The sequence below is a fragment of the Microbacterium testaceum genome (assembly GCF_001476285.1).
Lineage (GTDB): Bacteria > Actinomycetota > Actinomycetes > Actinomycetales > Microbacteriaceae > Microbacterium > Microbacterium testaceum_B.
The window spans coordinates 41,026-67,711 of record NZ_LDRU01000031.1 but is presented as its reverse complement, the minus strand read 5'-3'; the positions used below and the strand labels follow the sequence as shown (position 1 = coordinate 67,711).

General features: G+C 71.0%; 25 protein-coding genes. 16 read left to right on the top strand and 9 right to left on the bottom strand.

What is annotated here, in order from left to right:
* Nucleotides 1-172 (bottom strand): Lrp/AsnC family transcriptional regulator (locus NS283_RS06410; RefSeq protein ID WP_153003294.1); only part of this gene is annotated, 172 nt, incomplete at its 3' end.
* A 125-nt stretch (nt 173-297) separates the two neighbouring features.
* On the opposite strand from NS283_RS06410, the gene NS283_RS06405 reads away from it, so the two are divergent.
* Nucleotides 298-1,242: an aldo/keto reductase gene (locus NS283_RS06405; protein WP_058596044.1), complete on the top strand. Its 945-nt coding sequence runs from the start codon at nt 298-300 to the stop codon at nt 1,240-1,242.
* Nucleotides 1,243-1,261: 19 nt separating this feature from the next.
* Nucleotides 1,262-1,627 carry a MerR family transcriptional regulator gene (locus tag NS283_RS06400; protein ID WP_058596043.1) on the top strand — a complete coding sequence of 122 codons (366 nt, stop codon included), beginning with the start codon at nt 1,262-1,264 and terminating at the stop codon, nt 1,625-1,627.
* 17 nt (nt 1,628-1,644) lie between these two features.
* On the opposite strand, the gene NS283_RS06395 is transcribed toward NS283_RS06400, so the two are convergent.
* The 3 genes from NS283_RS06395 to NS283_RS06385 are packed head-to-tail and all read right to left on the bottom strand — an operon-like array spanning nt 1,645 to nt 5,933.
* The gene (locus NS283_RS06395; protein ID WP_081317284.1) at nt 1,645-3,069 is read right to left on the bottom strand and encodes an aminobutyraldehyde dehydrogenase; all 1,425 of its coding nucleotides are present in this window, start codon (nt 3,067-3,069) and stop codon (nt 1,645-1,647) included.
* Nucleotides 3,066-4,427: an aspartate aminotransferase family protein gene (locus tag NS283_RS06390; RefSeq protein WP_058596042.1), complete on the bottom strand. Its 1,362-nt coding sequence runs from the start codon at nt 4,425-4,427 to the stop codon at nt 3,066-3,068. Before NS283_RS06390 ends, NS283_RS06395 begins: the two co-directional genes overlap by 4 nt.
* 18 nt (nt 4,428-4,445) lie before the next feature.
* Nucleotides 4,446-5,933, bottom strand: a complete 1,488-nt coding sequence (locus NS283_RS06385) for a CoA-acylating methylmalonate-semialdehyde dehydrogenase (protein ID WP_058596041.1) — start codon at nt 5,931-5,933, stop codon at nt 4,446-4,448.
* 96 nt (nt 5,934-6,029) lie between these two features.
* Here NS283_RS06385 and NS283_RS06380 point away from each other — a divergent pair, with 96 nt between their 5' ends.
* The 3 genes from NS283_RS06380 to NS283_RS06370 all read left to right on the top strand — a co-directional run bounded on the left by NS283_RS06380 (nt 6,030) and on the right by NS283_RS06370 (nt 11,649).
* A complete protein-coding gene (locus tag NS283_RS06380; protein WP_241492199.1) occupies nt 6,030-7,649 on the top strand; it encodes a PucR family transcriptional regulator in 1,620 nt (539 codons plus the stop codon).
* Nucleotides 7,650-7,708: 59 nt separating this feature from the next.
* On the top strand, nt 7,709-9,385 hold the full coding sequence (locus NS283_RS06375; protein ID WP_058596049.1) for a cellulase family glycosylhydrolase: 1,677 nt from the start codon (nt 7,709-7,711) through the stop codon (nt 9,383-9,385).
* Nucleotides 9,386-9,549: 164 nt separating this feature from the next.
* A complete protein-coding gene (locus tag NS283_RS06370; protein WP_058596040.1) occupies nt 9,550-11,649 on the top strand; it encodes a glycosyltransferase family 39 protein in 2,100 nt (699 codons plus the stop codon).
* Between the two features lie 28 nt (nt 11,650-11,677).
* On the opposite strand, the gene NS283_RS06365 is transcribed toward NS283_RS06370, so the two are convergent.
* Nucleotides 11,678-12,475 carry an alpha/beta fold hydrolase gene (locus NS283_RS06365; RefSeq protein WP_058596039.1) on the bottom strand — a complete coding sequence of 266 codons (798 nt, stop codon included), beginning with the start codon at nt 12,473-12,475 and terminating at the stop codon, nt 11,678-11,680.
* Between the two features lie 57 nt (nt 12,476-12,532).
* Between NS283_RS06365 and NS283_RS06360 the strand changes: the two genes are divergently transcribed.
* From NS283_RS06360 to NS283_RS06340, 5 genes are all read left to right on the top strand, one after another.
* Nucleotides 12,533-13,099, top strand: coding sequence for a mismatch-specific DNA-glycosylase (locus tag NS283_RS06360; RefSeq protein WP_058596038.1), 567 nt, complete (start codon nt 12,533-12,535; stop codon nt 13,097-13,099).
* A 122-nt stretch (nt 13,100-13,221) separates the two neighbouring features.
* On the top strand, nt 13,222-13,518 hold the full coding sequence (locus NS283_RS06355; RefSeq protein ID WP_058596037.1) for a DUF1905 domain-containing protein: 297 nt from the start codon (nt 13,222-13,224) through the stop codon (nt 13,516-13,518).
* 8 nt (nt 13,519-13,526) lie between these two features.
* Complete coding sequence (locus tag NS283_RS06350; protein ID WP_081317283.1) at nt 13,527-13,985, top strand: prepilin peptidase; 459 nt, start codon at nt 13,527-13,529, stop codon at nt 13,983-13,985.
* 96 nt (nt 13,986-14,081) lie between these two features.
* Complete coding sequence (locus NS283_RS06345; RefSeq protein WP_058596035.1) at nt 14,082-15,146, top strand: YhjD/YihY/BrkB family envelope integrity protein; 1,065 nt, start codon at nt 14,082-14,084, stop codon at nt 15,144-15,146.
* Nucleotides 15,139-15,852: an NAD(P)H-hydrate epimerase gene (locus NS283_RS06340; protein WP_058596034.1), complete on the top strand. Its 714-nt coding sequence runs from the start codon at nt 15,139-15,141 to the stop codon at nt 15,850-15,852. The genes NS283_RS06345 and NS283_RS06340 overlap by 8 nt, the downstream gene beginning before the upstream one ends.
* 48 nt (nt 15,853-15,900) lie before the next feature.
* On the opposite strand, the gene NS283_RS06335 is transcribed toward NS283_RS06340, so the two are convergent.
* The gene (locus NS283_RS06335; RefSeq protein WP_081317282.1) at nt 15,901-16,656 is read right to left on the bottom strand and encodes a glutamine amidotransferase; all 756 of its coding nucleotides are present in this window, start codon (nt 16,654-16,656) and stop codon (nt 15,901-15,903) included.
* Nucleotides 16,657-16,724: 68 nt separating this feature from the next.
* Between NS283_RS06335 and NS283_RS06330 the strand changes: the two genes are divergently transcribed.
* Together NS283_RS06330 and NS283_RS06325 are read left to right on the top strand one after the other, a co-directional pair.
* Entirely contained in the window at nt 16,725-16,952 is a 228-nt protein-coding gene (locus tag NS283_RS06330; protein ID WP_058596033.1) for a hypothetical protein, read from the top strand.
* Entirely contained in the window at nt 16,949-17,593 is a 645-nt protein-coding gene (locus tag NS283_RS06325) for a CYTH domain-containing protein (RefSeq protein ID WP_058596032.1), read from the top strand. Before NS283_RS06330 ends, NS283_RS06325 begins: the two co-directional genes overlap by 4 nt.
* A 78-nt stretch (nt 17,594-17,671) precedes the next feature.
* On the opposite strand, the gene lpdA is transcribed toward NS283_RS06325, so the two are convergent.
* Both lpdA and NS283_RS06315 read right to left on the bottom strand, forming a co-directional pair.
* Nucleotides 17,672-19,069: a dihydrolipoyl dehydrogenase gene (gene lpdA, locus NS283_RS06320; RefSeq protein WP_058596031.1), complete on the bottom strand. Its 1,398-nt coding sequence runs from the start codon at nt 19,067-19,069 to the stop codon at nt 17,672-17,674.
* Nucleotides 19,070-19,078: 9 nt separating this feature from the next.
* Entirely contained in the window at nt 19,079-19,726 is a 648-nt protein-coding gene (locus NS283_RS06315; protein ID WP_081317281.1) for a copper resistance CopC family protein, read from the bottom strand.
* Nucleotides 19,727-20,083: 357 nt separating this feature from the next.
* Between NS283_RS06315 and NS283_RS06310 the strand changes: the two genes are divergently transcribed.
* The 3 genes from NS283_RS06310 to NS283_RS06300 all read left to right on the top strand — a co-directional run bounded on the left by NS283_RS06310 (nt 20,084) and on the right by NS283_RS06300 (nt 21,906).
* A complete protein-coding gene (locus NS283_RS06310) occupies nt 20,084-20,578 on the top strand; it encodes an FHA domain-containing protein (RefSeq protein ID WP_058596047.1) in 495 nt (164 codons plus the stop codon).
* Nucleotides 20,578-21,264 carry a transcriptional regulator FtsR gene (gene ftsR, locus NS283_RS06305; RefSeq protein WP_058596029.1) on the top strand — a complete coding sequence of 229 codons (687 nt, stop codon included), beginning with the start codon at nt 20,578-20,580 and terminating at the stop codon, nt 21,262-21,264. The genes NS283_RS06310 and ftsR overlap by 1 nt, the downstream gene beginning before the upstream one ends.
* A gap of 96 nt (nt 21,265-21,360) precedes the next feature.
* The gene (locus tag NS283_RS06300) at nt 21,361-21,906 is read left to right on the top strand and encodes a MerR family transcriptional regulator (RefSeq protein WP_058596028.1); all 546 of its coding nucleotides are present in this window, start codon (nt 21,361-21,363) and stop codon (nt 21,904-21,906) included.
* A 452-nt stretch (nt 21,907-22,358) separates the two neighbouring features.
* Here the strand turns inward: NS283_RS06300 and NS283_RS06295 are convergent, their stop codons facing one another.
* Nucleotides 22,359-23,171 carry a ParA family protein gene (locus NS283_RS06295; RefSeq protein WP_058596027.1) on the bottom strand — a complete coding sequence of 271 codons (813 nt, stop codon included), beginning with the start codon at nt 23,169-23,171 and terminating at the stop codon, nt 22,359-22,361.
* A 68-nt stretch (nt 23,172-23,239) separates the two neighbouring features.
* On the opposite strand from NS283_RS06295, the gene NS283_RS06290 reads away from it, so the two are divergent.
* Nucleotides 23,240-26,647: a pyruvate carboxylase gene (locus tag NS283_RS06290; RefSeq protein ID WP_058596026.1), complete on the top strand. Its 3,408-nt coding sequence runs from the start codon at nt 23,240-23,242 to the stop codon at nt 26,645-26,647.
* Nucleotides 26,648-26,686 lie beyond the last annotated feature (39 nt).

Sequence of the window (26,686 nt, the reverse complement as noted above, 5' to 3'; positions counted from 1 at the left end):
GCAGGATGCCGGCATCCTGCAGCTTCTGCACGCGCTGACGCGTCGCCGTCTCGCTGAGACCGACGGCCTTGCCGATCTCGGCGTACGACCGCCGACCGTCTTCCTGCAACTGCTCGACGATCGCCTTTGACACGCGGTCGAGCGTGACGGGACGATCAGTGACGGAACTCATGATGGGCGACGGTATCAGCCGATCAATCGGGATATCAATGATGAATTCGGAATTTAAAGCACCGAAACACAGCGGAAACCGTCGTCGCTTGACCTGGAGTGCGCTCCAGCTCGAAGGATGGGCATATGTCAGCAAAGAAGACGGTGGATCAGATCGTTCTCGGGACGATGGCCTTCGGGACGACGGTCGACCGGGACGGAGCGTTCGCGATCATGGATCGGTTCGTCGCCCGCGGCGGACGATGGCTCGACACCGCGAACTGCTACGCGTTCTGGATGGACCCCTCGGGCCTCGGCGGTGCGAGCGAGCGGACGATCGGAGAGTGGCTGCGGTCGAGGAGCGGGGTCCGTGGCGAGGTAAGGATCGCGACGAAGGTGCGGCAGGACCCGCTGGTCGCGCATCGCTGGCCCGAGTCCGCGGAGGGGCTGTCCGCCTCCGCCGTGGTCGATGGGTTCTCCCGCAGTCTGGAACGGCTGGGTGTCGAGAGGGTCGACCTCCTGTGGGCGCACGCCGAGGACAGGGACGTGCCCTTGGTCGAGACCGTCGGCGCGTTCGGCGACCTCGTCGGTCGCGGTGTCGTCGCCCGGATCGGGGCGGCGAACCATCCCGCCTGGCGGATCGAGCAGGCGCGCTCCATCGCGCGGTCGACCGGCGTCGAGCCCTGGTCGGCGCTGCAGCTCCGGCACTCGCTCGTCCAGCCACGGCCGGGTGCCGCCCTGCCCGATGCGGGCCACCGGCTCCTCGCGGCCGACGACCTGGACTACGCGCGCGCCGAAGGACTCGAGGTGTGGGCGTACACCCCTCTGCTCCACGGCGGCTACGCGCGCGCTGACAGGCCGTTCCCTCCCGCGTACGAGCACCCCGGGACGACGGAGGTGCTGAGGGTCCTCGACGAGGTGGTGGCCGAGACCGGGGCGACGCGCCACCAGGTCGTCCTCGCCTGGTTGCTGCACCAGGGAATCCGTCCGCTCATCGGCGTGAGCAATCCCTCGCAGCTGGACGAGGCGCTGGACGCGACGCAGGTCACGCTCCAGGATGATCAGATGGCACGCTTCGCCGCCGCGCGGTGAACCGTCCCCGAGGAGACCCATGACCAGTACCTGGACGCCCGCGGAGGCCGCGGTGAGAACCGGACTCTCTCTCGACACCCTGCGGTACTACGAGCGCGAGGGCCTCATCGGTCCGGTGGCGAGAACCACGGGCGGGCACCGGTCGTACTCGGAGGACGATCTCTTCTGGATCGGACTGATCGGCTGTCTCCGTGACGCCGGCCTCGGTATCGCCGATCTCCGCGAGTTCACCGTTCTGCTGCGTGAGGGCGGGAGCGGCGACCGGATCACCTTCCTCTCCGGGCACCGAGCCGAACTCAGTGGTCGGGTCGAACGCCTGCAGACGGCGATCGCCGTTCTCGACGAGAAGATCGCGCACTACACCAGGGACGCGGCGCGCGGCTGAGCGCCGCGTCCCTGGCGCTACGCGAGGCTCGCCATCACGTGCTTGAGGCGCGTGTAGTCCTCGAAGCCGTAGATCGACAGGTCCTTGCCGTACCCGGAGTGCTTGAACCCGCCGTGCGGCATGTCCGAGACGAACGGGATGTGCGCGTTGATCCAGACGCACCCGAAGTCGAGGTCGCGGCTGAGACGCAGCGAGCGGCCGTTGTCGCGCGTCCAGACCGAGGCGGCGAGGGCGTACGGCACGCCGTTCGCGAGCTCGAGAGCCTCCTCCTCGGTCTCGAACGACTGCACCGCGAGGACGGGCCCGAAGACCTCCTGCTGCACCAGCTCATCGTCCTGGCGGAGTCCGGTGACGACCGTCGGCGCGAAGAAGCACCCGGTGCCGCCGACGCGCGTGCCGCCGGTCGCGACCTGCGCGTGCGCGGGGAGTCGATCGATGAATCCCTCCACGCGCGCCAGCTGGTCGGGGTTGTTCACCGGCCCGAAGAACGCGTCCGGATCGTCCGGGGCTCCGACGCGGACGTTCTGCTCCACGTACGCGACGAGGCGCTCCACGAACGCATCGTGCAACGACGAATGCACGAGCAGGCGCGTGGCCGCCGTGCAGTCCTGACCTGCGTTGAAGAACGCGGCCTCGGCAATCCCGGATGCCGCGGCCTCGAGGTCCGCGTCGGCGAAGACGATCGCGGGCGCCTTGCCGCCGAGCTCGAGGTGCACGCGCTTGAGGCCCTGTGCCGCCGAGGCCGCGACCTGCATCCCGGCGCGGACGGACCCGGTGATCGCGACGAGCTGCGGCGTCGGATGCTCGACGAGCGCCCGACCGGTGTCGCGGTCACCGAGGACGACGTTGAAGACGCCCGGGGGCAGGAACTCCGCGGCGATCTCGGCGAGCAGCACCGTGGTCTGCGGGGTCGTCTCGCTGGGCTTGAGCACCACGGTGTTGCCCGCGGCGATCGCGGGGCCGATCTTCCACACCGCCATGTTCAGCGGGTAGTTCCACGGCGTCACCTGCGCCACGACGCCGATGGGCTCGCGACGCACGTACGAGGTGAACCCCTCCGCGTACTCCGCCGCGGCGCGACCGTTCAGCTCGCGCGCCGCCCCGGCGAAGAACCGCAGCTGATCGACCGACTGCACGATCTCGTCGGCGACGAGCGTGGCGCGCGGCTTCCCCGTGTCCTCCGACTCGAGGTCGGCGAACTCCTCCGCCCGCGCTTCGAGCGCGTCCGCGAGACGGAACAGCGCGAGCTGGCGCTCCGCCGGCGTCGCGCGCTTCCACGCCGGGAACGCGGCCGCGGCGGCCGCGACGGCGGCATCCACTTCGGCATCCGTCGAGACGGGTGCCTGCGCGTACACCTCGCCCGTCACGGGGCTGACGAGGTCGAGCAGGGTGCCCTCGGAGGCGACCGACGCGCCGGCGACGACGTTGTGGAGCACTCTCACGATGCCGCTGCCTCGTCGGCGACCGTGAGCGCCTCGTCGATGATGTCGAGACCGCGGACCAGCTCCTCCTCCGTGATGACGAGGGGAGGGGCGACGTGCACGCGGTTGAAGTGCGTGAAGGGCCAGAGACCCGCCTTCTTGCACGCCGCCGCGAACGCCGTCATCGGGGCCGCCGCCGGTCCCGCCGCGTTGAAGGGGACGAGCGGCTCGCGCGTCTCGCGATCGCGCACGAGCTCGATCGCCCAGAACAGTCCGCGTCCGCGCACCTCTCCGACGGACGGATGCCTCTCGGCCATCGCCCGCAACCGAGGCTCGACGACGCGCTCGCCGAGGTCGCGCACGCGCTCGAGGATCCCGTCGCGCTCGAACACCTCGAACGTGGCCACGCCGGGCGCGCACGCGAGCGGGTGGCCCGAGTAGGTGAGGCCGCCGGGGAACGCCACGGTGTCGAAGTGCGCGGCGATCGCGTCGGAGATGACGACGCCACCGAGCGGGACGTAGCCCGAGTTCACGCCCTTGGCGAAGGTGATGAGGTCGGGGACCACGTCGAACGCGTCGACCGCGAACCACTCGCCGATGCGCCCGAAGCCGACCATGACCTCGTCGGCGATGTAGACGATGCCGTACTTGTCGCACAGGGCGCGCACCCCGGGGAGGTAGCCCGGCGGCGGCACGAGCACGCCGTTCGTGCCGACGACGGTCTCGAGGATGATCGCGCCGATCGTCGACGCCCCCTCGAGGATGATCGTCTGCTCGAGGTGCTCGAGCGCGCGGGCGGTCTCCTCCTCCTCGGATGCCGAATGGAAGGCCGACCGGTACGCGTACGGACCGAAGAAGTGCACGACCGAGGCGTCGGCCGGCTCATTCGCCCAGCGGCGCGGGTCGCCCGTGAGGGTGATCGCGGTCGAGGTGTTGCCGTGGTAGCTGCGGTACATCGCGAGCACCTTGCGCTTACCCGTGACCAGCCGCGCCATGCGGACCGCGTTCTCGTTGGCATCCGCCCCGCCGTTGGTGAAGAAGACCTTCGACATGCCCTCGGGGGCGACCTCGGCGATGCGCCGCGCGAGTTCGCCGCGCACGTCGTTCGCCATCGCGGGCTGGATGGTCGCGAGCTCGCCCGCCTGCCGCTGGATCGCCGCGACGAGGTCGGGATGCTGGTGCCCGAGGTTGAGGTTCACCAGCTGCGACGAGAAGTCGAGGTAGCTGTTGCCGGCGTAGTCCCAGAACGTCGCGCCCTCGCCGCCGGCGACCGGCAGGGGGTCGATGAGCGCCTGGGCGCTCCACGAGTGGAAGACGTGGCCGCGGTCGTTCGCGCGGACGCGGGCGTCAGTGTCGAGATCGGGCGAAGTGAGGGTCATGACTGTACCTTTCCGCACTCAGTGGTTGCTCGGGAAGCCGAGGCTGATCTGGCTCTCGCTCGGGTCGGGCCAGCGGGTGGTGACGACCTTGCTGCGCGTGTAGAAGTGGATCGACTCGGGGCCGTAGATGTGCGAGTCGCCGAAGAGCGAGTTGCGCCAGCCTCCGAACGAGAACGCGCCGACCGGCACGGGGATCGGCACGTTGACGCCGACCATGCCCACCTCGATGTCGAACTCGAACTGGCGTGCCGTGCCGCCGTCGCGCGTGAAGACGGCGGTGCCGTTGGCGAAGGGGCTGGAGTTGATGAGCTCCACGGCCTCGTCGTACGTCGTGACGCGCACGACCGAGAGCACGGGTCCGAAGATCTCGTCGTCGTACACCTTCATGCCCGGCGCGACCCGGTCCACGAGCGAGACGCCGATGAAGAAGCCGTCACCCTCGAACTCCTGCGTCGTGCCGTCGACGACGACCTCGGCGCCCTCGGCCGCCGCTCCCGTGACGTACGAGGCGACCTTGTCGCGGTGCTCGCGCGTGATGAGCGGACCCATCTCGCTCGCGGCATCCGTTCCGGGGCCGATCTTGAGGCCCTCGATGCGGGATGCCACCTTCTCCACCAGCGCGTCGGCGACGTCGTCGCCCACGGCGACCAGCACCGAGACGGCCATGCAGCGCTCACCGGCGGAGCCGTAGGCGGCCGAGACGGCGGCGTCGGCGGCCGAGTCGAGGTCGGCGTCGGGCATCACGACCATGTGGTTCTTCGCCCCGCCGAGGGCCTGCACGCGCTTGCCGTTCTCGGCCGCGCGCGAGTAGATGGACTTCGCGATCGGCGTGGAGCCGACGAAGCTCACCGCGCGGACGTCCGGGGAGTCCAGCAGCGCGTCGACGGCGACCTTGTCGCCGTGCACGACGTTGAGCACACCGGCGGGAAGCCCGGCCTCCTCGAACAGCTTCGCGAGGAACAGCGATGCCGACGGGTCCTTCTCGCTGGGCTTCAGGACGACCGTGTTGCCGCACGCGATGGCGGATGCCGTCATCCACAGCGGGACCATGACGGGGAAGTTGAACGGGGTGATGGCCGCGACGACACCCACGGGCTGCTTGACGGAGTGCACGTCGACGCCGCGGCTGACCTGCTCGGCGTGCTCGCCCTTGAGGAGGTGCACGAGACCCGCGGCGAACTCGACGTTCTCGATGCCGCGGCTGATCTCGCCCTTGGCATCCGAGAGCACCTTGCCGTGCTCGGCGGTGATGATGGCCGCGAGCTCGTCGGTGCGATCGACGAGGAGGTGGCGCAGACGGAAGAAGACGTCGGCGCGCTTGATCAGGCTCGTCGCCCGCCACGCGGGGAGCGCCGCCTTCGCGGCGGCGATGGCCTCGTCGACCTCGGCGGTGGTGGCGAACGCGACGTGCGCCTGCACCTCGCCGGTCGCGGGGTCGAAGACGTCTCCCGTCCGTGCGTCGGTGCCCTGCGCGGCTCCGGCGATGTGGTGGCGGATCAGGGTCATGCGTGTCCTCCTCGGCTGAGCGATCCCGGACACTCCGACCGGGCGCGCACTAGGGTGTGTGACATTGATTCTTCGGGTGTCCGGGAGGGAACGCACGTGTCTGATCGTCGCGAATCCGAGACCCACCGGACAGATCGTCCGGTGGTCGAGGACTCCGGTCTCCCGACCCTCGCCGAGGCTCTGGAGATGCCGGGTCTCGCCCAGGGGATGCCGGAGGTGCTGGCCTGCGAAGAGGCCCTGGGCTCACGGGTCCGCTGGGTGCACGTCTCGGACAGCCCCGGGGTCGGTCGCCTGCTGGACGGGGGAGAGCTGCTGCTCACGACGGCCTCCGCGTGGCCCGAGCACCCCGACGACCTGCGCGCCCTCGTCGCGGATTTCGCGGCGGCGGGGCTGGTGGGCATCGTGATCGAGCTGGGGGCGCACTACCGCTACGTGCCGGCGGTCGTCGTGGATGCGGCGCGTTCCGCCGGTCTCGTCCTCATCGCCCTGCACCGAGAGGTCAAGTTCGTCGCCGTCACCGAGCAGGTGCACCGACGGATCATCGACGATCAGACGGCGGCCCTCCGCGCTCGCGACGAGGTGCGGAGCCTCTTCACCGAACTCGCCCTCCGCGGCGCGCCGGCCGATTACGTGGTGGAGCGCCTCGCGCGCACCCTGCGCGCTCCGGTGATCCTCGAGTCGCTCGCGCACGAGGTGGTCGTCGCCGACCTCGCGGGCGTCGACCACGTCGTTCTCGAGGGGTGGCAGGAACGCTCGCGGCTGTCCGGACGCGTTCCCGACGATTCGCGGACCGTCGTTCCCGTGCAGGCGCGCGGCACGCGCTGGGGCTCGCTCGTCGCCCTGGCGGGTCCCGCCCACCCGGCCGGGCGCCTCGCGGTGCTCGAGCAGGGTGCCACGGCCCTCGCTCTGGGTCGGCTCGCCGACCCCGCGGGCGAGGACTGGGTGCACCTCGGGCGTCGCCGTCTCGTCGACGATCTCGTCGCCGACCGCTACGGATCCCTCCCCGAGGCCGCGGTGCGTCTCTCGGCCGCCGGGCTGCTGTCGGAGGGGATGGCGATGCTGGGCCTCGCCGTGAGCGGGGCCGGCGCAGCCACCATCGAAGCCGCGGCGGCCGAGGTCGGCGCGCGCGCCCTCTGCGGCACCCCACGCCGCGCCGACGAGCCCGCCGAGGGATGGATGCCGGTGCTCCTGGCCCTCCCGTCCACGACCACCTTCGCGGGGGCGACGGTCGACCGCTTCCTCGCGGCACTGCGCACCGGCGGTCGGGTGCGCCTGGTCGTGGGACCGCGGGTCGATCCGGCCGCCCCCGAGGACATGCTCGTGCGCACGCTCGATTCGGCGCACGAGGCTCTCGACCTCGCCGAGTCGGGGGAGATGGGCGAGTCGGGCGTGATGTGGGTGCGGCGGCATCCGCTTCGACGATTCGTGGCGGCGCTGCGGGGCGACCACCGCCTGCTCGCCCACGCCGAGTCGATGCTCGCGCCCGTCCTCGACCTTCCCGCAGCGCGACGGGACGACCTCCTCGATGCCCTCGCCGCGGTGGTGGCCCATCCCGGCAATCGCACGGCGGCGGCGACCGCGGCGCACGTGTCGCGATCGGTCTTCTACCAGCGTCTCGACGCCCTCGAGGAGATCCTCGGAGTGCGCCTCGACGACGGTGAGGTGCTCGCCGCCCTCCACCTCGCCGTGGCCGTGCATCGCGCGCACGCCTCGTGACCCTCGGGACGACATAGGATGTGCCGGAAAGGCGGGGGCCAAGGGTGCGGAAGACGACCATGCGGTGGCGGCGCGCGCGAGCGCGTCTCGCCGCCGTCGCGGCGGCGGCGACGATGATGATCGCGGGTGCCGTCGTGCCGGCGGCGACCGCGGCGTCGGTGCCGGGTTGGCTGTCGACGAAGGGGTCGACGATCGTCACGGCATCCGGTTCGCCCTACGTGATCAAGGCGACGGCGTGGTTCGGGATGGAGACGTCCAATTGCGCCCCGCACGGGCTCTGGTCGATCTCGCTCGACGAGGGACTGGATGCCATCGCCGCCATGGGCTTCAACACCATCCGGCTGCCCTTCTCGAACGAGTGCCTCGCGGCGAAGAGCTCGAACTCCATCAACGCGGCGGTCAATCCCGGACTGATCTCGCTGTCGCCGCTGAAGCTCATGGACACCGTCATCGCCCGGGCGAAGGCGCACGGCCTGTCGGTGATCCTCGATCGTCACCGCCCCGACTCGGGCGCGCAGAGCGAGCTCTGGTACACCTCTCAGTACAGCGAGAAGCGCTGGATCGACGACTGGAAGATGCTCGCGGCGCGCTACAAGAACGAGCCCGCCGTGATCGGTGCCGATCTGCACAACGAGCCGCACGGCCCTGCCTGCTGGAACTGCGGTGACGCCTCACGCGACTGGCGCGCCGCGGCCACGCGGGCCGGCAACGCCGTCCTGTCGGTCAACCCGAAGCTGCTGATCATCGTGGAGGGCGTCGAGAACCAGGGCGACGGCACGGCGACCTGGTGGGGCGGCGGTCTCAAGGACGTCCGCTCGGCCCCGGTCACGCTCTCGGTGAAGAACCGCGTCGTGTACTCCCCGCACGACTACCCGGCCACGGTGCACCAGCAGCCGTGGTTCTCGGCACCGAACTACCCCGACAATCTCGAGGGGATCTGGGATGCCAACTGGGGTTACCTCGTGCGCCAGAACATCGCGCCGGTGCTGCTCGGTGAGTTCGGCACGAAACTCGAGACCGAGAGCGATCGGGCCTGGCTGAAGACCCTCGTCGCTTATCTCGCCAAGACGAAGATGAGCTACGCCTACTGGTCGTTCAACCCGAACAGCGGCGACACCGGCGGCCTCGTCACCGACGACTGGCGGACGTGGCAGACGGCCAAGCTCGCCGCGCTCCGGCCCATTCTGACCCCGTCGCCCGCGTCCACCCCGAAACCGACGTCGACGCCGAAGCCGACGGTCACGCCGAAGCCGACGTCGACCCCGAAGCCGACGTCGACCCCGAAGCCGACCGCGACGCCGAAGCCGACGGTCACACCGAAGCCGACGTCGACCCCGAAGCCGACCGCGACGCCGAAGCCCACGGCCACGCCGAAGCCCACGACCACGCCGAAGCCGACCTCGAGCCCCCGGCCTCCGGCATCCGCCTCGCCCCGGCCGGCAGGCATCACGGCGTCGTGGATCCCGCAGAGCGCGTGGGGCGAGGGCTACGTCGCCGAGGTCGAGGTGACGGCGACGGGCCCCGTCTCGCGCTGGCAGGTCTCGTTCGAGGCTCCCGGGACGACCTCGGTGTCGAACGCCTGGGGCATGAGCTGCCGCCTCTCCGGCACGACGGTCACGTGCCAGAGTGCCGACTGGGCGTCGACGCTCGCGCCGGGGCAGACGGTGCGCGTCGGGCTTCAGGCCGTGGCGACGAAAGCGCCGTCCTCACCGAAGCTGTCGGTCGCCGCGTCGTGACCCGCCCCGTTCCGCGGCGCGTCGCGCACGGACGGGCGCGCGGGGAGGCGCGCGGACAGGCGCACGGAGACGGGGACACCGGCTCACCCGTCGCGGCCTGATACACGTCTGGCTCATAGGTGCGCTGAAGCAACCGTGAGTGAACGCCTGCCTACCATCCCGGCATGACCGCCACCCTCGACTCGCCCTCCGCCCCGCCCCGCGAGGCCGAGGCTCCACCCGCCCCTCGCCGGCGGACCTGGATGTGGGGTCTGATCGGGGTCGGCACCCTGGCACTGATCCTCAGCGGATGGCAGGTCTGGGCGGGCGCACCGTCCGAGTACTACGCGTCGATCGCGCTGTCGATGAGCCGGTCGTGGTCGAACTTCTTCTTCGGCGCCGTGGACCCCGCGGGCACGGTCACCCTCGACAAGATCCCCGGCTCGTTCTGGATCCCCGCGCTGTTCGTGCGGGTCTTCGGGTACTCGGCGTGGACGGTCATCCTGCCCAACGCGCTCGCCGCCACGGCCGCCGCGCTCATCACCGCCGTCACGGCCCGACGCCTCGCGGGGATCCGCGCGGGTCTTCTCGCCGGGGCGATCGTCGCCGTCACCCCGATCCTCGTCGCCGTCTCGCGGTCCAACCAGCCGGAGTCGTTCTTCGTCTTCGGCCTGTCGTTGACGGCGTGGGCGTCGGTGCGGGCGGTCCAGACGAAGAGCGTCGGGTGGCTCGTCGCGGCGGGAGCCTTCATCGGCCTGTCTTTCCAGTTCTACATGCTCGAGGCGTGGGCGGTCTGGCCCGCGCTCGCGGCGGCCTACCTCTGCACCCGTCAGGCGTGGGGGCGGCGTCTCGTGCACCTCGCCGTCGCGGGAGCGGTGAGCCTCGCGACGTCGCTCTGGTGGGTGGCGATCGTCTCGCTCATCCCCTCCGGCAGCCGGCCCTACATCGGCAGCACGATCGGCGACAACCCGTGGGAGATGGTCTTCGGGTACAACGGTCTGGGGCGCTTCGGCGCGACGGCCGACAGCACGACCTACGAGTCCTTCACGCCGCCCTTCTCCGGCGACCCGGGCATCCTGCGCCTGTTCAACGCGCAGTTGGCCGGGCAGATCGCCTGGTTGATCCCGGCAGCGCTGATCGGCATCGTCGTGCTCTGGATCCTCCGTTTCCCGCGGCCGCTCACCGTGCTGCTGACGGTCTGGACGTTCACCTTCGCGGCGATGTTCTCGACCGTGGCCGGGATGCACCAGTTCTACACGGCGGCTCTCGCGATCCCGCTCGCCCTCGTCGTAGCCGTCGCGCTCACCGCCGCACATCGGGCGGGCACGGTCTGGCCGCAGATCGCGATCGTCGGTGTCGCGGGGCTCACCGCGGTGATCTTCGGCTTCTCGTACGGCGGCTACAGCATCCCCGTTTCGCTGGTTCAGGCCGCGGCCGCCGCCGTGGCGGTCGCGCTGCTCCTCTCGCGCCACCGCGCGCGCATGATGACCACGGTCGCGATGGTCGTGGGGCTCCTGCTCACGCCGACCGTGTGGTCCGCGGTCACCATCGCGCACCCGAGTTCGATCAACCCCGTCGCCGGCGGCGTGTCCGAGATGTCGGCCGGCGGCTTCGGCGGCGCGGGTCGGGGCCCCGGCGGACAGGGAACAGGCGCCCGCACCGACGGCGGCTCGTTCCCGGGCGGCGCGCAGGCCGGTGGGCAGGGCGGTGGCCAGGGCGGTGGCCAGGCCGGCGGTCAGGGCACCGCGCAGGGCGGCGGTCAGGGCGGTCCCCGCTCCGGCTTCGCGTCGGGTGGCTCGGGGACGGTTCCGGGGAGCGGACGAAACGGCACGACGCCGGGCGCCGGCGGCCGGCAGGGCATGGCCCAAAGCGCCGACAGCGAGCTCGTCGCCTGGCTGGAGGCGCGCGACACGGGATCGACCTACGTCGCGGCCACCTTCGGCGCCCAGCAGGCGGCATCCCTCATCCTCGCGACCGACGGGGCGTCGATCCTTCCGATCGGTGGGTTCAACGGCAGCGACGACGTCCCGACGCTCGACAGGTTCGTCTCGCTCGTCCAGTCCGGCGAAATCCGGTACGTCATCGGCGGCGAGGACCGCGGGGCGGGTGGCGGCGCGGCGGGATTCGGGGGGACGGGCTTCGGCGGAACGGGAGGCGGCGGAGGCGCGGCCGGATCCGGCGGCTCCTCGAGCACGGAGACGGCCTCGGCGCAGATCCGCCAGTGGGTCGAGCAGAACTGCACGGTCGACGCGTCCGCGCCCGGCACGGTGTACGACTGCGGGTGATGAGCCCTCGGCGCGGCGGGGCTCAGGCTCAGCTCTCGCGCGAGAGGAACTCCACCCCGGCCTCGCGGAAGGTCCGCGCCCCCGGCGCGTTCACGTGGTGACGGCCGGGAATGTCGGCGAACTCGCCGTGCGGCAGGAGCGAGGCGAGATGCTGCGACTGATCGTGGATCGGATCCTCGGTCCCCGTCGCGATGAGCACCGGCTGCTGCGGCGGCGACGCGGGGTCGGGATCGGTCTCGCCGAGCCGCATGCCCTCCGCGATCGCGACGAGGGCCCGCAGGTCGTTGCCGGGTACGCGCTCGGCGAGCGAGACGTAGCGGAGGGTCGTGGCATCCTCCACCGGCGTGCCGTGGTCCAGGAACGCGCGAGCCTGGTCGACCTTCAGCCGGGCCAGCGGACGACCGTCCGGGATGCCGCCCAGCACCGCCCGCTCGACGTGTTCGGGCGCGTCGACGGCCAGCTGCCACCCCACCCGGCCGCCGAGTGAATAGCCCAGGTAGCGCACCGAATCCAGCAGATAGGTGTCGAGGACCGCGACGAGGTCGCTCACGAGCGTCGGCATCGTGTACGACGCGGCGTCGTGCGGCTTGTCGCTCGCACCGTGTCCGCGCTGATCCACGGCGACGACCCGGAAGCCGGCGCGCAAGAGGTCGCGCACCCACCCCGTGTTGACCCAGTTGTCGCGCGTGCTCGACCCGAAGCCGTGGACGCACAGGACGGCTTCCGCGTCGGGGTCGCCCCACGTGTACGTCGCCAGCCGGAAGTTGTCGCCGACGATGACGAACTGCGGCGCGGGGACCTCGGTGAGCGCGGGCACGGCATCCATTCCTCCGATCCTGGCAGATGAGCCGGATCCCGCTGCAGTAATGGTCATAGTGGTCTCATGGGGTATACGCGTGCCGAGCTGGAGTCGTACCGAGATGCCACGATCCCCGACCTCGTCGAGCCCGGGGTCCGGCTGCTCTTCGTCGGGATCAACCCCGGCCTGTGGACGGCGGCGACCGGAACACCCTTCTCGCGGCCGGGCAATCGCTTCTGGCCGGCGCTCGTCGAGGCGGGGATCCTGCCGCGCCTCCCGCGGTACGCGGAGCCGCTGAGCGACGCGGACCGGAGCATGATCCTCGGCGCCGGGCTCGGCGTGTCGAACCTCGTCGCCCGGGCGACGGCGCGCGCCGACGAGCTCTCGCGCGAGGAACTGCGAGCCGGGGCGGCGGCGCTGACGGAGCGCGTCGCCGCGTGGCGTCCGCGCGCGATCGCGGTGGTCGGGCTGACGGCGTACCGCGAGGGCTTCCCGCACCCGAAAGCCGTCGCGGGGCGGCAGGACGACGAGATCGCCGGGGTCCCCACGTGGGTCCTGCCCAATCCGAGCGGCCTGAACGCCCACGACACGGTCGCGACCCTCGCGCGCGCGTACGCCGAGCCGGCGCGGGCGGCCGGGATTCTCCTGTGATCCTGCCCTCACGCGCTGTGCGGGCGACCGGAAGCCACGTCGCACTCCTTCTGCACAGGGGAGAACGCCGAGCCGGCGTCGGAGGTCCCCCGTAGGGTGACCAGCGACGGAAGGAGCACCACGTGATCGTGCGTTTCGAGGGCGATGTCTACCGGTGGGAGGCTCGCACCGACAGCGACTGGTATTTCGTGGCCCTTCCGCCCGAGCTGAGCGACGACATCCGCGAGACGCAGACCTTCCGCCGAGGCTTCGGCGGTGTCCGCGTCGACGCGACGATCGGCGGCTCGGTCTTCCGCACGTCGATCTTCCCCCAGGCCGGCGGGGTCTACGTTCTTCCCCTCAAACGCGCCGTGCGCGACGCCGAGGGCATCTCTCCCGGCGACATCGTCGTCGTCGACCTTCTCGTGCTCGACGCCTGAGGCCCCGGATGCCATGGCCTCTGGCTGCCGCTCTGTCGGTGTTCGCGGGTCTCAGCGTGGTGCTCGCGATGGTCGACGTACAGACCCGACGCCTCCCCGACGCGATCCTGGTGCCGGGCGGCGCCGCGGTGGTGGTGTTGCTGGGCGGCGCCGCGTTCGCGATCGGCGAGCCCGGTCGGCTCGCGGGGATCGCGGCCGGAACCCTCAGCGCATTCGCGGGGTGTCTCGCGGTGCACCTCGCGCGGCCGGCGGCGTTCGGCGGGGGAGACGTCAAGCTGGCGGCCCTCTGCGGGGCGGTGCTCGGGTGGCAGGGCCTCGAGGCCGTGGCATCCGGAATCGCGCTCGCCTTCCTCGCGGGCGGGATCGGTGCCGCGGGCGTCCTGCTCGCCGGGGCGCGAGGCGGGTCGATCGCGTTCGGGCCGTTCCTGCTGTTCGGCGCGTGGTGGCGGGTGATCACGGGGCCGTGACGGCGACGATCGGCGGGCCGGAGCGAGTTCTGTCGGCGCCGGGCGCGGCGGTCAACCCCCGATGAGCAGGGTGGTTCGCCTCGATACGCTGAGGCCATGGCCGACCTCATCCGTCGCGTCACCGCGTGGGCTCTGTCGCTCCGCCTCGTGCGCGCCTTCCTCGTCTACTCGGGCGCGCGGGGGCCCACGCTCGCCGACAGCGTCACCTACCGGACCCTCTTCAGCCTGTTCGCCGCGGTGCTGCTCGGCTTCTCCGCCGCCGCGGTCTGGCTTTCGGGCAACCCCGAGGGCCTCGCCGCGCTCGAGCGGTCGGTGAACAACGTCGTGCCCGGGCTGGTCGGCACCGACGGGCTGCTCGACGTCAGCGAGATCAAAGCGCCGACGGAGTTCACCATCGCGGGCGTGATCGCGACGGTCGGTCTGCTCGGCGCGGCGATCGGTGCGATCGGCTCCCTGCGGACGGCCCTCCGCCAGATCGCGGGAGTGACCACCGACGACACGCTCCCCGTCCTCGTCATCGTGCGCAATCTCGCCGTCGCCGTCGGCATCGGTATCGCGCTCGTGGGGGCCGCCCTCGTGACGTTCCTCGCGACGGCCGGTCTCACCTTCGTGCGCGGTCTCCTCGGCATCTCCGCGGACTCGTGGGTCACCGCCGTGCTGACGTGGGCGCTCTCGACGATCGTCGTCCTGGCGCTCGACACCGCCGCGGTGGCGGTCGCGTTCGCTGCGCTGTCGGGCGTGAAGACCCGTCGCCGCACGCTGTGGCGCGGTGCGCTGCTCGGAGGTGTCGGCCTGGTCGTGCTGCAGCAGCTGTCGGGCCTGTTCGTCGGCGGGGCGGGCAACAACCCGCTGCTGACCACGTTCGCGTCGCTCATCGCGCTGCTGCTGTGGCTCAACCTGTCGAGCCAGGTCATCCTCATCGCCGGAGCCTGGATCACGGTCGCGACCGAAGAAGACCACGACCGGGTGCGCGCGAAGTACGGCGCGACCACGTTGATCCAGTTCCGCGTCCGCCGTGCCGAGAAAGCGGTGCGGGCCGCCACGGGCGAGCTGGAGGCCGCCCGCGAGGCGGAAGCCAAGGAGCGCGAGACGCTCGCGAAGAACGACCCCGCCGCGGCGGATCGTGAGGACGACGCCGAGCGGGCGGCATCCCGTGGCTGAGTCCGCTGCCGCGCGGGTCGCGGCCTACACCGCCGACGCCGTCCGTGCCGCCGAGGCCCCGCTTCTGGCCGAGGGGCGTCCCCTCATGCGCTGGGCGGCTCGGGCTCTCGCCGACGTCGCGATCGCCGAGCTCCGCGTCGCCCCGGGTGCGGTCCTCGTTCTCGCCGGCGCGGGAGACAACGGGGGCGATGCGCTGTTCGCCGCCGCCGATCTGGTCGCCGTGGCCGACCGCGTCGACGTCGTCCTCGTCCGCGACCGCGTCCACCGCGAAGCCCTCGACGCGGCGGTGGCCGCGGGTGCACGCGTCGTCTCCGTGTCGGAGGCCTCCACCCACGTGGATGAGTACGCCCTCGTCCTCGACGGCATCCTCGGCATCGGACGCCTCGCCGACCGTCGGCTCCGGGGGAGCGCCCGTGCCCTCGTCGAGCGCCTCCTGGCGCTTCCCGACCGGCCGCGCGTCGTCGCCGTCGACGTGCCGAGCGGCCTCGACCCCGACGACGGGACCGCGGATGCCATCGTCCTCCCCGCCGATGTCACGGTCACGTTCGGTGCCCTGAAGGCCGGCCTCGTGCGCGGGCGCGGGCCCGGGCTCGCCGGGCGCGTGCACCTCGTCGACCTCGGACTCGAGCCCTACCTGCGGCGCGCGCACCCCGCCGTGACAGCCGCGATCGAGGTGGTCCGGGAGGATCCCCGCACGCGCGCCTGACGTCACGCGCCACGACGAGACGACCTCCCGCGCGCCGGGGACGCGACCTCAGCGCGCGTACCGCTCCACGAACGTGCGGAGCAGGCGCGAGGGAGCGTGGACGGGAGCACGCCGCACCGCCGCGAGCGTGAGGTCCAGCTCGTCGGCGGCGAAGTATCCGAACGCCGCGTACGCGTGGATGCGCGTGACGATCCCGTCGACGTCGAGCTCGGGGTGGAACTGCGTCGCGTAGACGTTCTCGCCCACCCGGAACATCTGCACCGGGCACGTCGGTGACGACGCCAGCAGGGTCGCTCGCGGCGGCAGCGTCGTGATCGCCTCCTTGTGGCCGACGAACGCCGCGAAGGTGCGGGGCATCCCGACGGCGAGGGGATCCGCGCGACCGGCATCGGTCAAGGTCACGTCGACCACGCTGATCGGCTCCGAGAAGGTGCCGTCGATCTCGGCATCCAGGTAGGTTCCCAGCGTCCCGACGCCGTAGCACGCGCCCAGGAAGGGGAGGTCGCGCGCGACCACGTCGTCGACGAGCGCGCCCATCTCGGCCTCGACCCGACGTTGGACCGCGGACTTCTTCTCGAGAGGGTCCGACGCGTTGAACGGGCTGCCGCCGACGAGGATGCCCGAGACCTCATCGAGGTCGAGGTCCGGCATGGCGTCGCGCTCCAGCCGCACACGGAGCAGCCGCTCGGGTGGGAGGCCGGTGTAGCGCAGGAAGAGGGCGTACTCCTCGTCGGCCGGGCGGTCTTCGGCGCGGGTGGCGAGCAAGACGAACGGTCGCTCCCCGGGCAGGTCCGTCGTCGTCACCCGAGCGATTCTAGGCCAGCCCTGTCAAGGCGCCCGGCGGTGTCGGAGGGGCGGTCTACGCTGACGATATGGCTATTGCACGACTGACCGGGGGCCCGCTCGACGGGCAGGTGCTCCCGCTCGAGAACGAGTCCGACGACACGCTGATCATGCCCTACAGCGAGGGTCAGCTGGTCTACCGCCGCGAGGGCGGCCTCGAGCACACGGGCGAGTCCGACGGCCCGACCCAGGCCGTCTTCGCCTTCGTCGAAGAGACCGAAGACATCAACCCCGACGTCGACGGGCGCGACGATTGAGCGCAGGCTCCCACGGGGCCTCGAGCGTCGAGGTCGAGTCGAAGTACGACGTCGACGAGACCACACCGCTTCCCGACTGGTCGGCGCTTCCCGGCGTCGTGCGCGTCGGCGAGCCCGAGCCGCGTGATCTCGACGCGCGGTACCTCGACACCCCCGCGGCCGACCTCGCTCGCGCAGGCGTCGCGGTGCGCCGCCGTTTCGGTGGTCCCGACGCCGGGTGGCACGTGAAGGGTCCCGCGCAGGCCGGGGGGCGCACCGAGACGCAGTGGCCCCTCGAGGCCGACGTCGATCCCGACGCCGAGCCGGTCGTGCCTCCGGCGGTTCAGGATGCCGTCGCCTCGATCGCCGCGCCGCCGTTCACGCCGCTCGCGCGGGTGCGGAATCACCGCACGGCGTATGCGCTCCTCGACGCCGACGGGGGAGAGGTCGCCGAATTCGTCGACGATCGCGTCCGCGCGACGGACGAGCGTCGTGGCGTCGAATCCGCGTGGCGTGAGTGGGAGGTCGAGCTCGGCCCCGCCGGTCCCGCCGATGACGAGGCCCGCGCGGGGTTCTTCGCCGCGGTCGACGCGGCGGTGTTCGCCGCGGGCGGTCGCCCCGCGGCATCCGGGTCCAAACTGGCCCGCACGCTCGGCCACTGAGAACCCGAGCCCCCATCCGGGGCAACGAAAACGAAAAGGCCCGCCGGGAGAACCGGGCGGGCCTTTTCGTGTCGGCGATCAGAGGTTGATCATGTGCCCCACGAGGCCGTGGAACGCCTCCTGCAGACCCTCCGACAGTGTCGGGTGGGTGTGCACGTTGCGGGCCGCCTCGAGAGCGGTGAGGTCCCACTTCTGCGCGAGGGTCAGCTCGGGCAGGAGCTCGGAGACATCCGGACCGATCAGGTGGCCGCCGATGAGCTCGAGCGTCTCGGCGTCGGCGATGAGCTTGACGAAGCCCACGGGCTCGCCGAGGCCGTTCGCCTTGCCGTTGGCCGAGAAGGGGAACTTCGCGACCTTGATGTCGTGGCCGGCGTCGCGCGCTTGCTGCTCCGTGAGGCCGAACGAGGCGACCTGCGGGTTGCAGAAGGTGGCGCGCGGCATGTTGCGGTAGTCGCCGAGGGTCTGGGTCTCAGCGCCCGCGATGGTCTCCGCGGCCACGACGCCCTGCGCTTCGGCCACGTGGGCGAGCTGCAGCTTCGCGGTGACGTCGCCGATCGAGTAGATGTGCGGCACGTTCGTGCGCATGTGGTCGTCGATGTCGATCGCGCCGCGCTCGGTGAGCTTCACACCGGTGTTCTCGAGGCCGAAGCCCTCGACCTTGGGGGCGAAACCGATCGACATGAGCACGCGGTCGGCGTCGATCGAGCCCTGCGAGCCGTCCTTCGCGGTGTACGCGACGGTGACCTTGTCGCCGTGGTCGGTGACCGACTCGACCTTGGTCGAGGTGAGGATGTCGACGCCGTAGCCCTTGTACTGCTTCTGGATCTCCTTCGAGACCTCGGCGTCCTCGTTGGGCAGGGCGCGGTCGAGGAACTCGATGATCGTGACCTTCACGCCGTAGTTCGTCATGACGTAGGCGAACTCCATGCCGATCGCGCCGGCACCGACGATGACGATCGAGGAGGGGAGCTCGCGGTTGAGGATCTGCTCCTCGTAGGTCACGACGTTCTCGCTCAGGGTGACGCCGGGAAGGAGGCGGACGGTAGAACCCGTGGCGATGATGACGTTGTCGAAGGTGACCTGCTCCTTGGAGCCGTCGGTCAGGGTCACATCGAGCGTGTGGTCGTCGGCGAAGTATCCGCGGCCCTCGTGCTCGGTGACCTTGTTCTTCTTCATCAGGTAGTGGATGCCCTTGACGTGGCCGGCCGCCACCGACCGGGAACGGTCGAACGCCTTGCCGAAGTCGAAGTGCACGTCGCCCGAGATGCCGAACAGGTCGGCCTTGGCGTGGAAGGTGTGCGCGAGGTCGGCGTTGCGCAGCAGCGCCTTCGAGGGGATGCAGCCCACGTTGAGGCAGACACCGCCCCAGTACTTCTCTTCGACGATCGCGACCGACAGGCCGAGCTGCGCTCCGCGCACTGCAGCCACGTACCCGCCGGGACCCGCACCAAGAATGACCAGATCGTAATGAGGCATGAGGAAATCCTATCGTCCGGCGGTGCCCGTGGAACCGCCTCCCGACGACCCGCTCCGCCCCCTCGCGACGAAGAGCCACACGATCGCTCCGGCGACGATCACGAGCGCCACCACGAGGAGGATCCACGGCAGGGGAGACGCGCTCGAGGCGGTCTCGGACGGTGTCGCCGTGGCATCCGGGGTCGTCGCCGTCGGGGTCGTGGTCGCCGGTGCGGTCGGGGTCGCGGTGGGCGTCGACGCGGTCGCCGTCGGTGTCGGGGTCGCCGCGTTCACGGTGAACGAGAAGGTGCCGTCGATCGGGTGGCCGTCGCTCGAGACGACGCGCCACTTCACGGTGACGGCACCGGATGCCGAGCCCGCCAGCGTCTGCGTCACGTCGGTGCCCGAGACGACCGGCGTCCCCTCCGTGAGCGAGGCGCCGGTGGCGTCGGTGACCTCGACGACGGCCGTGCCCTGCTCGGTGAGGATGTCTGCGCTGTAGGTGAACGTGATCTGTTCCGGAAGTGCGTCGAGCACCGCGTCAGCGGGCGGGTCCGTCGACACCAGTTCGTCGTGCGCGAACGCGGGGCTCGCTGGGAGCACGAGAAGGGCGACGAGAGCGACCAGCAGGCTCGCGACGAAGGCGGACACGCGACGGCGGGGTGCGGAGGAAGTCACCCTTCGACCCTAACGACAGAGAAGGCACGGGGCTCGAGCGCGTTCCCCGGACGCGAAGGAGGTGAGGGGGACGACGAGAGGTCGGCGAGGTGAAAGAATTGGTGTTGTTCGACTGTCCACGCTTCGCCTCGATGCGCATCGTTCCACGGTGCGTCAGGGTGGAGCGGGGCAACGGACTCGACACGGCGGACGTGTGATCGGTAGGTTCGAGTGTCCCGTCGGGCGATCGGCGCAACCCGAACAGCGATGCTCGGCGTCGAGACAACAGCACAGACGAAGCCCCCACCACGACCGCGCGAGGTCGGTTCGACCGTTCACGTCGGATCGATCGGTGATGGTGAAGAAGAAGGAGAAGCCGTGGACGAGACACGCAGATTCGAGCGCGACGACATCCGTCGCGCGGCCGACGCCCCCGCGTCGGAGCGGTCGCACGACACGACGCAGACGTTCGGCCACGACGCCGATCTGTCCTTCGTCCCCTTCGGTGCCGACCTCAACGAGGCCGAACTGGAGGCGATCGACGCCCTGCCGTCGCGCGTCGCCCTCCTCATCGTCCGCTCGGGTCCGACGACCGGTGCGCGCTACCTGCTCGACACCGACGTCACGACGGTCGGGCGTCACCCCGAGGCCGACATCTTCTTCGACGACGTCACGGTCTCGCGCCGTCACGCCGAGATCACGCGTTCGGGCACCTCGTTCGAGATCGTCGACCAGCGGTCGCTGAACGGCAGCTACGTCAACGGTGAGCGCGTCGACCGCTCGGTGCTCGCCAACGGTGCCGAGGTGCGCATCGGCAAGTTCCGTCTCAACTTCTTCGTCTCGCCCGTCGATCTGCCGCCGGCAGACAACTGATGGCGGCAGCCCCCGCCCGCGGTCGTCCGGCGGCCTCGGGGCTGCTGAGCATCGGCCAGGTGCTGGCGCGCCTCACGCCGGACTTCCCCGCGCTCACCTCGAGCAAGCTTCGCTTCCTCGAGGTGCAGGGCATCGTGTCGCCGACGCGGACCGAGTCGGGCTATCGCAAGTTCTCCGCGGCCGACCTCGAGCGGCTTCGCATGGCGCTGACGCTCCAGCGCGACCACTACCTCCCGCTCGCGGTTATCCGCGACTACCTGGCCGATCTCGACGCCGGGCGAAACCCGGCTCCGCCGACGTCGATGCCGTCGATGACCGCGACGCCCCGTCGCTATCGCCGTGACGAGCTCCTCGCCACGACCGGAGCCGGCCCGCAGCTTCTCAACGACGCGATCAGCACCGGCGTGATCACGGCCGCCGAGTCGTATCCCGAGCAGACGGTCTCGCTCCTGCGCACGCTCGTCGCGCTCGACCGTCACGGCATCGAGCCGCGCCACGTGCGCTCTCTCCGCCAGAGCGCCGAGCGCGAGGCCGCCCTGGTCGAGTCCGCGCTGTCCGCGCTCCTGCGACGCCCAGATGCGGCATCCCGGGCCCGGGCGAGCGAACTCGCGCCCGAACTCGCCGCGCGTCTCGACGAGGTGCGAAGCCTCTTCGTGCGCGACGCCATCGACCGGATGCTGTCCTGAGCGCGACACGCCGAAGCGCTCCGACCGGATGTCATTGCCGCGGGCGCATGGCTGATCTAGCGTGGGGATATCGAGCCGATGAGGAGGGACGCGAGCATGACCGCTGGCGACACAGTCGGTGAACCCCGGTTCGCCACCGAGCTCCTCTTCACCGACGGTCTGCCCGAGATGGACGACGACACCGGCTACCGCGGAGCGGTGGCCGCACGCGCCGCCGGCATCACGTACCGTCAGCTCGATTACTGGGCTCGCACCGAACTCGTGGTCCCCACCGTCCGCGGAGCGAGCGGTTCCGGATCGCAGCGTCTCTACGGCTTCCGCGACATCCTCGTGCTCAAGCTCGTCAAGCGCCTCCTCGACACCGGCATCTCGCTCCAGCAGATCCGTACGGCCGTCGACCAGCTCCGCGCCGCGGGTATCCGCGACCTCGCCGGAACGACACTGATGAGCGACGGCGCCTCGGTGTACCTGTGCACCTCCAACGACGAGGTCATCGACCTCGTGAGCCGCGGCCAGGGTGTCTTCGGCATCGCCGTCGGCAAGGTCCTGCGCGAGGTCGAGTCGACGCTCGTCGACTTCGAGGCCGCATCCGCCGACGCGGTCGACGAACTCGCCGCGCGTCGCGCCGCACGCACGGCCTGACCCCGACGCTTCTCGAACCCCGGGTGCCGTGGCATCCGGGGTTCTTTCGTCGGGCCGGTCCGGGCATGCCCCGGTTCCGGGCCCGTCGGTCCACGCCTCGGCGTCCGTCCGGCGTGTAGCTGAGGCCCGCTGGGTCTGGGGTGTGCCGTCATGCGGAGGCCGGGGTCGACACGCCGGTTCGGGATGCCGGGTGTCCGGCGTGTCGGCCGGGTTCTCCGCGTGACGGTACGGGTGGCGCGGGTGTCGGCCGCGCGCTGCACCGGGGCCGGGGGTGTCGCCGTGGCTCGGGTCTGGGTCTGGGGTGGGCCGTCATGCGGAGGTCGTGGTCGACACGCCGGTTCGGGATGCCGGGTGCCGGCGTGTCGGCCGGGTTCTCCGCGTGACGGTACGGGAACGGGCTGGCGCGAGGTCACGCTGCCCGGCGACGAGCACTCGGCCGGGGAGGGGCGGGCTCAGGCCGAGGGAGCGTCGCCCTCGACCGGGATGCGACCGGTGCGCACGATCCGGTCCAGCAGCGCGTCGAAATCGGCGGCGAGCTCCTGCGCCGAGTCTCCGGGCCACACGTGGAGCGGCTTCGCGGCACCCTGTGCCTGCTGCAGCGAGGTGCGCTCGGGCAGCTGGGGGTTCAGGACGAGCGGGCCGAACATGTCGCGCAGCTCCTTGATGCGGAACTGGTGCTCGATCGACTGCGGGCGCACGCGGTTGACGACGACGCCGAGTGGCTGGAGGCGGGGGGAGAGCCCGCGACGGATCTCTTCGATCGCGCGCAGGGCGCGGTCGGCGGCGGCGACGGAGAACAGGCCCGGCTCGGTCACGACGATGACGCGGTCGCTCGCCGCCCACGCGGTACGCGTGAGGGCATTGAGCGAGGGGGCGCAGTCGATGAGGACGAGGTCGTACTCGCTCTCGATGGTCGCGAGGGCCTCCTCGAGCTTCCACACGTCGCGGACGCTCGGGTGCGGGCCGTCGAAGTTGATCGCCGAGGGGCTGCCGATGAGGACGTCGATCGTGCCCGGGTGGACCTTCGCCCACCCGCTGGTGGTGATGGCCTGGCGGACGACCTTCTCTTTCGGGTTCGCCAGGACGTCGGCGATGTTGAGCCGGCCGGCGACCGAGATGTCCATGCCGGTCGACACGTCGGACTGGGGGTCGAGGTCGACGACAAGAGTGCGAACGCCACGTGCGAAGGCGGCGGATGCCAGCCCGAGCGTCACGGTCGTCTTGCCGACCCCGCCTTTCAAAGAGCTGACGGAGAGTACGTGCACGAGGGTCTACGTTACCGTCCCCTAGGCTGTGAGCACATTCAGCTCTCCCAGCTTGACGTGAGGTGCGCATGTTCTCGAAGATCCTGGTCGCCAATCGCGGGGAGATCGCGATCCGCGCGTTCCGCGCCGCCTACGAGGTCGGTGCGCGCACGGTCGCGGTCTATCCGTACGAGGATCGCGCCTCGCTCCACCGCCTGAAGGCCGACGAGGCGTACCAGATCGGCGAGCGGGGTCACCCCGTCCGCGCGTACCTCGACGTCGACGAGATCATCCGGGTCGCTCGGGAGTGCGGAGCGGATGCCATCTACCCCGGCTACGGCTTCCTGTCCGAGAACCCGGAGCTCGCCGAGAAGGCGGCCGCGCACGGCATCACGTTCATCGGCCCGCCGGCGGAGGTGCTCTCGATGGCGGGCAACAAGGTCACCGCGAAGGAGCACGCGATCGCCGCGGGCGTGCCGGTGCTCCGGTCGACGCCGGCCTCCGACGACATCGACGCGCTGCTGGCGCAGGCCGACGAGATCGGCTTCCCGCTCTTCGCCAAGGCCGTCGCCGGTGGGGGAGGCCGCGGCATGCGTCGCGTCGAGACGCTCGGCGAACTCGCGCCGGCCCTCGCCGAGGCGATGCGCGAGGCGCAGAGCGCGTTCGGCGACCCGCGGATGTTCCTCGAGCAGGCCGTGCAGCGCCCGCGTCACGTCGAGGTGCAGATCCTCGCGGATGCCACGGGCGAGACGGTCCACCTGTTCGAGCGCGACTGCTCGGTGCAGCGGCGCCACCAGAAGGTCATCGAGATCGCGCCGGCTCCGAACCTCGACGACGCGGTCCGTCAGGATATGCACCGCTACGCGGTCGCCTTCGCGCGGTCGATCGGCTACCAGAACGCGGGAACGGTCGAGTTCCTCCTCGAGACCGCGGGACCCCGAGCGGGAGAGGTCGTCTTCATCGAGATGAACCCCCGCATCCAGGTCGAGCACACGGTCACCGAGGAGGTCACCGACGTCGACCTCGTGCAGTCGCAGATGCGCATCGCCGCGGGGGCGACGCTCGCCGACCTGCACCTCGAGCAGGGCGACATCCACCTGCGTGGCGCCGCCCTCCAGTGCCGCATCACGACGGAAGACCCGACGCAGGGCTTCCGCCCCGACACGGGCAAGATCACCACGTACCGCTCACCGGGTGGAGCGGGCATCCGTCTCGACGGTGGTACCACGGCGGCGGGTTCGCAGGTGAGCCCCCACTTCGACTCGATGCTGTCGAAGCTGTCGTGCCGCGGGCGCGACTTCCCCGCGGCGGTCGCCCGCGCCCGCCGCGCGCTGGCGGAGTTCCGCATCCGCGGCGTCTCGACGAACATCCCGTTCCTGCAGGCCGTCCTCGACGATCCGGCCTTCGTCGCCGGCGACCTCAGCACCTCGTTCATCGACGAGCGTCCCGAGCTGCTGCGTGGGCGCGAGTCGAAGGACCGCGGGACCAAGATCCTGTCGTGGCTCGTCGACACGACCGTCAACCGCCCGAACGGCGAGAACCCGCTCTCCGTCGACCCGGGAGCCAAGCTCCCCGCGGTCGACCTCGTGGCCCCGGCCCCCGCGGGATCGCGCCAGCGCCTGCAGGAACTCGGTCCCGCGGGCTTCGCGAAGGCCCTGCGCGAGCAGACTGCCCTCGCCGTCACCGAGACCACGTTCCGCGACGCCCACCAGTCGCTGCTCGCGACCCGCGTCCGCACCCGCGATCTCGTCCGCGTGGCGCCGTACGTCGCCCGCATGACCCCGGGTCTGCTCTCGGTCGAGGCGTGGGGAGGCGCGACCTACGACGTCGCCCTCCGCTTCCTGGGCGAAGACCCGTGGGAGCGGCTCGACGCGCTGCGCGAAGCGCTGCCGAACGTCGCGATCCAGATGCTCCTCCGCGGGCGCAACACGGTCGGCTACACCCCGTACCCGACGGAGGTGACGGATGCCTTCGTCGCCGAGGCTGCGGCATCCGGAGTCGACATCTTCCGGATCTTCGACGCCCTGAACGACGTCTCGCAGATGCGTCCCGCGATCGACGCGGTGCTGAACACCGGCACCGCGGTCGCCGAGGTGGCGGTCTGCTACACCGGTGACCTGCTCGACCCGGCCGAGAAGCTGTACACGCTCGACTACTACCTGGGTCTGGCCGAGCAGATCGTCGATGCGGGAGCCCACATCCTCGCGATCAAGGACATGGCGGGCCTGCTCCGCCCGGCTGCGGCCGCGAAGCTCGTGTCGGCGTTGCGCGAGCGCTTCGACCTGCCGGTCCACGTGCACACGCACGACACCGCCGGAGGACAGCTCGCGACCCTGCTGGCCGCCTCGGCGGCGGGCGCGGATGCCGTCGACGCGGCCGCCGCGCCCATGGCGGGCACCACGAGCCAACCGTCGCTGTCCGCCCTCGTCGCAGCCCTCGCCCACACCGAGCGGGACACCGGTCTCGACCTGTCCGCGGTCAGCGACCTCGAGCCGTACTGGGAGGCCGTCCGCCACCTGTACCGTCCGTTCGAGTCGGGCCTCGCGGGGCCCACCGGTCGCGTGTACCGTCACGAGATCCCGGGCGGGCAGTTGTCGAACCTGCGGCAGCAGGCGATCGCCCTCGGCTTGGCCGACGACTTCGAACTCATCGAGGACATGTACGCGGCCGCCGACCGCATCCTCGGGAGGGTGCCGAAGGTCACCCCGTCGTCGAAGGTGGTGGGCGACCTCGCTCTGCATCTCGCGGCGGTCAAGGCCGACCCGGCGGACTTCGAGCAGAACCCGCAGAAGTACGACGTGCCCGACTCGGTCGTGTCGTTCATGGCGGGGGAGCTGGGCGACCTTCCGGGCGGCTGGCCCGAGCCGTTCCGCTCGAAGGTGCTCGCCGGGCGAGACGCGAAGATCGGGGTGACCCCGCTCACCGATGACGACGCGACGGCCCTGGCGGGGGAGTCCGCGGACCGGCGTGCACGACTGAACCGGCTCCTGTTCCCGGGGCCCACCCGGACGTTCGAGGAAACCCGCGACGCCTACGGCGACCTCAGCGTGCTCGACACCGCCGACTACCTCTACGGGCTGCGCGCGGGCGGCGAGCACACGGTCGAGATCGAACGCGGCGTCCAGCTGTTCGTGGGGCTCGAGGCGGTGGGTGAGGCCGACGACAAGGGCATGCGCACCGTCATGACCACCCTGAACGGACAGCTCCGCCCCGTGTTCGTCCGCGACCGATCGATCGACGTCGAGGCCCGCCAGGCCGAGAAGGCCGACACCTCCAAGCCCGGTCAGGTCGCCGCCCCGTTCTCGGGGGTCGTGACGCTCAAAGCGGCCCCGGGCGACCGGGTCGCGGCCGGTCAGGCCGTGGCATCCATCGAGGCGATGAAGATGGAGGCGGCGATCACGTCACCCGTCGACGGGGTCGTCGAGCGGGTTGCGATCGCTAGCACACAGCAGGTGGAAGCGGGAGACCTTTTGCTGGTAATCCGCCCCGCGCAGTAACCTGGGAGGGGGCGCTTTCGCGCCCTCTTCCCGTTTGGA